Origin of the sequence: Streptomyces silaceus (assembly GCF_001419745.1) — a bacterium.
Lineage (GTDB): Bacteria > Actinomycetota > Actinomycetes > Streptomycetales > Streptomycetaceae > Streptomyces > Streptomyces silaceus.
This window is the reverse complement of the sequence record NZ_LIRJ01000444.1, coordinates 1-3,590: the sequence shown is the minus strand read 5'-3', so window position 1 is coordinate 3,590 and position 3,590 is coordinate 1. Positions and strand designations below refer to the sequence as shown.

The 3,590-nt window shown below is 72.5% G+C and carries 4 protein-coding genes and 1 pseudogene; all 5 read right to left on the bottom strand.

Features of this window, described 5'->3' with window-relative positions; genetic code table 11:
* Window positions 1–28: 28 nt before the first annotated feature.
* The gene (locus AOK22_RS33325; protein ID WP_055702448.1) at window positions 29–700 is read right to left on the bottom strand and encodes a response regulator; all 672 of its coding nucleotides are present in this window, start codon (window positions 698–700) and stop codon (window positions 29–31) included.
* Window positions 697–1,980, bottom strand: coding sequence for a sensor histidine kinase (locus tag AOK22_RS33320; protein WP_055702447.1), 1,284 nt, complete (start codon window positions 1,978–1,980; stop codon window positions 697–699). The genes AOK22_RS33325 and AOK22_RS33320 overlap by 4 nt, the downstream gene beginning before the upstream one ends.
* A gap of 44 nt (window positions 1,981–2,024) precedes the next feature.
* Window positions 2,025–2,831 carry an ABC transporter permease gene (locus tag AOK22_RS33315; protein ID WP_055702446.1) on the bottom strand — a complete coding sequence of 269 codons (807 nt, stop codon included), beginning with the start codon at window positions 2,829–2,831 and terminating at the stop codon, window positions 2,025–2,027.
* Window positions 2,828–3,304: pseudogene (locus AOK22_RS43230) on the bottom strand (ATP-binding cassette domain-containing protein); the annotation flags it as partial. The gene AOK22_RS33315 and the pseudogene AOK22_RS43230, both read right to left, overlap by 4 nt.
* Before the next feature lie 2 nt (window positions 3,305–3,306).
* Window positions 3,307–3,590: ATP-binding cassette domain-containing protein (locus tag AOK22_RS43225; protein ID WP_244165210.1), on the bottom strand; the 284-nt coding region annotated here is incomplete at both ends.

The following is a 3,590-nucleotide window of genomic DNA, read 5'->3' as shown; positions in this document are numbered from 1 at the left end:
GTCCGGGGCTTTCTTGCGTTTACGGCCCTTACGCCGGGCTCACCAATTTCGTGTCGTACGCCAGGATCACCGCCTGCACCCTGTCCCGCGCGCCCGTCTTCGCCAGAATGCGGCCCACGTGCGTCTTCACCGTGGATTCCGCGACGTGCAGACAGGAGGCGATCTCCGCGTTCGTCCAGCCCTGGCCGATGACCGTCAGGATCTCGCGTTCGCGGTCCGTGAGCGGGGCCAGCCGCGGGTCCCTCGCCGGGTCGGCGGAGGTGGTGCCGGCGGACGGGAGCCGATCCGCGTACGTGTCCAGCAGGCGGCGGGTCAGGCTGGGGGCCACCACCGCGTCGCCCGAGGCGACCGCGCGGATCCCGGAGAGCAGCTCCTCGGGCAGGGCGTCCTTGATGAGGAAGCCGGACGCTCCGGCGCGCAGGCCCGCGTACGCGTACTCGTCGAGGTCGAACGTCGTGAGGATCAGAACGCGGGTGCGGGCGCCCGAGGCGATGATGCGGCGGGTCGCCTCGATGCCGTCCAGGCCGGGCATGCGGATGTCCATGAGGACGACGTCCGGACGGAGTTCGGCCGTCATGCGGACCGCCTCGCTGCCGTTGCCCGCCTCGCCCGCCACCGTGATGTCGTCCTGGCTCTCCAGGAGCATGCGGAAGCCGAAGCGCTGCATGGGCTGGTCGTCGACGATGAGCACGGTCGTCACGGTGTCGTCTCGCTGTCGTCGGGGAGATGGAGGCGGACCCGCCAGCCGCCCGGCGGGCGGAGCAGCGGGCCGGCCTCAAGTGTGCCGTCGTACAACGCCGTTCGCTCGCGCATTCCCGTCAGACCGCGGCCCTTGCCCGCCCCGCCACCATGACCTGTCCCACGGCCGTTGCCCGCGCTGAAGGCGGTGGAGTCGCCCCGGCCCGTGTCCGTCACCTCGGCCCGGACGCCGTCCTCGCCGTAGCTGACGTCGACGGTCGCCGTCGCGTCGGGGCCCGCGTGTTTGAGGGTGTTCGTGAGGGCTTCCTGGACCACGCGGTAGACGGTGAGCTGGCGGCCCGCGGGGACCGAGTCGGGGTTGCCCCGGATCGTGCTGCGTACGGGGAGGCCCGCGGCCCGGACGCCGTCGATGAGCCGGTCCAGGTCGGTCAGGGCCGGCTGCGGGGCGAGCTCGGCCGGGGCGGGGGCGTCGTCGCCCAGGACGTCGTCGTCGCGCAGGACGTCCAGGAGGCGGCGGAGTTCGGAGAGGGCCTGGCGGCTGGTCGTGCCGATGGCTTCGAGGGCCTGGGCGGCGCGCTCGGGGGACTTGGCGGCGGCGTACGAACCGCCGTCCGCGAGGCCGGTGATGACGGAGAGGTTGTGGCCGATGATGTCGTGCATCTCGCGGGCGATGCGGGTGCGTTCGGCCGCCGTGGCGAGCCGGGCCTGCTGGTCGCGCTCGACCTCCAGGCGGCGGGCGCGTTCGACGAGCGCCTCGGTGTAGTCGTGGCGGGAGCGCACCGCGATGCCGGCGAGGGCGACGACCACGAAGGACCAGAGCTGCGGGACGATCAGCTCGTCCCAACTGCCCGGCGGGTAGCGGAAGGCGCACACCGTCATGGGCAGCAGGGTCAGCGCTGCCGCCCTGCCCAGGCTCCTCGGCGGCAGTCGCAGCGCGATGTTGAACACCACGATGAACTGGATGAGGGCGGACTGGAGCCAGGCGCCCGTCCAGTTGCTGGCGACGGTCGTCGCCGCCGTCACCGTGAGCGCCATGAGCGGGTGGTGGCGGCGCCACAGCAGCGGCACGGAGAGGCCGAGGCTCATCACGGTGATCTGCCAGGGGGCGATGTCGGTGTTGGCCGCGGTGTTGCGCCAGCCGCCGGAGCCGTCGACGAGGGCGGCGATCACGAAGAACACCGTCACCAGTACGTCCCAGACCAGCGGGCGGCGCCGGTCGAAGGCGCGCACTCGCTGGGCCGAGCGCTGGAGGTACCGGGTGAGGGGGTGGGGTTCGGTCACCGGCTCATCCTCGTACGGCCCGGGGCGGCCGTGGGTGGCCGAGGTCACACGTCGCGCCGCTTGAGCAGCGCGCCCGCCGTCGCCAGGACCGCCGCCGCCCACAGGGCGAGGGTGAGGACGGCCGTGCCGGGCGCGATGGAGTTCTCGACGCGGGTGACCGAGCCGAGCGCGCTCGCGGCCTGGGCGGGGAAGTACCTCAGGACGGTGTCGACGGCGTCGAAGGGCAGCATCGACAGGACTTCGGGCAGGACCAGGACGGCGGCGACGAACGCGCCGATGGCGCCGGGCACCGAGCGGAACAGCGCGCCCAGGCCGAGGGCGATGAGGCTGAGCAGGGTGAGGGAGACGGCGCTGGTCGTGAGGGCGCCGAGGACTCCGGATTCGGTGAGCGAGAGCGCCTTGTCGGTGTCCGTGAGCCAGATCTGGGAGACGAGGAACGTGATGACGTTCGTCGCGAGGGTGACCGTGAGGGCGACCGCGGTGAAGACGCCCGCCTTGGCGAGCAGGACGGGCAGGCGGCGCGGGACCGCGGTGAGCGAGGAGCGGATCAGGCCCGTCGAGTACTCGCCCGCGGTGACGAGGATGCCGAGGACGGCGAGGCAGATCTGGGAGAGCTGGGTGCCGAAGAGGGTGAAGACGACGGTGTCGATCTCGGCGTCGTCGCCGTCGTAGGTGGCGCCCATCGTGATGCCGACGGCGAGGACGAGGGCGAACGCGGTGACCAGGGTGATCCAGGTCGAGCGGAGCGTCCACAGCTTGTGCCACTCGGAGCGGACGACGCCTTTGGCGCTCAGGCGGTACGGGGTGGCCGGGCGGCTGGTTCGGCCGGCTGCGGGGGTCGTGGTGCTCATGCGGCGACTCCTTCCGTGTGCGGGGTGGCGGGGGTGGTCGTCGAGGCGACGTACTCGACCGAGTCGCGTGTGAGGTCCATGAAGGCCTGCTCCAACGACGCGGTGTGCGGGGTGAGTTCGCAGAGGGGGATGCCGTGGGCGGCGGCGGTGCGGCCGATGTGCTCGGCGTCCGTGCCGCGTACGTCGAGTGCGCCCGCCTCGCCGGTGATCCGGACGCCGGGTCCCGCGAGCAGTTCGGTGAGGCGGCCGGCCTCGGGGGTGACGACCTTGACGGTGCCGCTGCCCGAGGCGCGGACGAAGGCGTCGACGGTGGTGTCGGCGAGGAGCCTGCCGCGGCCGATGATGATCAGATGGTCGGCGGTGAGGGCCATCTCGCTCATGAGGTGGGAGGAGACGAGGACCGTACGGCCCTCGGCGGCCAGGGACTTGAGGAGGTTGCGGATCCACAGGACGCCCTCGGGGTCGAGGCCGTTNNGGCCGTTGACCGGCTCGTCGAGGATGACGGTGGCGGGGTCGCCGAGGAGGGCGGCCGCGATGCCGAGGCGCTGGCCCATGCCGAGGGAGAAGCCCTTGACGCGTTTGCGGGCGGCCTCGTGGATGCCGGCCAGTTCCAGGACGGCGTCGACGCGGCTCCTGGGGATGGAGTGGGTGTGGGCGAGTGCCATCAGGTGGTGGAAGGCGGAGCGGCCCGGGTGGACCGAGCGGGCCTCCAGGAGGGCGCCGACCTCGTGGAGGGGCGCGGGGTGGGCGGCGTAGGAG